General features: G+C 50.9%; 2 tRNA genes. Both read left to right on the forward strand.

From position 1 onward, the window contains the following. The first annotated feature begins 109 nt into the window (after positions 1–109). Positions 110–186, forward strand: a tRNA-Ile gene (locus tag KNO92_RS14735). 22 nt (positions 187–208) lie between these two features. Further along, a tRNA-Ala gene (locus KNO92_RS14740) sits at positions 209–281 on the forward strand. Positions 282–373: the final 92 nt, after the last annotated feature.

Consider the following 373-nt stretch of genomic DNA (forward strand, 5'->3'; position numbering starts at 1 on the left):
AACAAGGTAGCCGTATCGGAAGGTGCGGCTGGATCACCTCCTTTCTAAGGAAAATGCCCATGTGGCATTGCCCATCGTTCAGTTTTGAGAGACCAAAACCTCTCTATGAGGGCCTATAGCTCAGCCGGTTAGAGCGCACGCCTGATAAGCGTGAGGTCGGTGGTTCGAGTCCACTTAGGCCCACCATTTTTATGAACAATTCCAATACGGGGCCTTAGCTCAGCTGGGAGAGCGCCTGCCTTGCACGCAGGAGGTCAGCGGTTCGATCCCGCTAGGCTCCACTTTTGTTCCTTGAAAACTGAAGATTCATCAAGACATCAAAAACCAATTTCACATATGGTCCGCAATGGACCGTGTGTCTTAGACGCTAGAT

It is taken from the genome of Exiguobacterium sp. s129 (assembly GCF_018617585.1).
GTDB lineage: Bacteria > Bacillota > Bacilli > Exiguobacteriales > Exiguobacteriaceae > Exiguobacterium > Exiguobacterium aestuarii_A.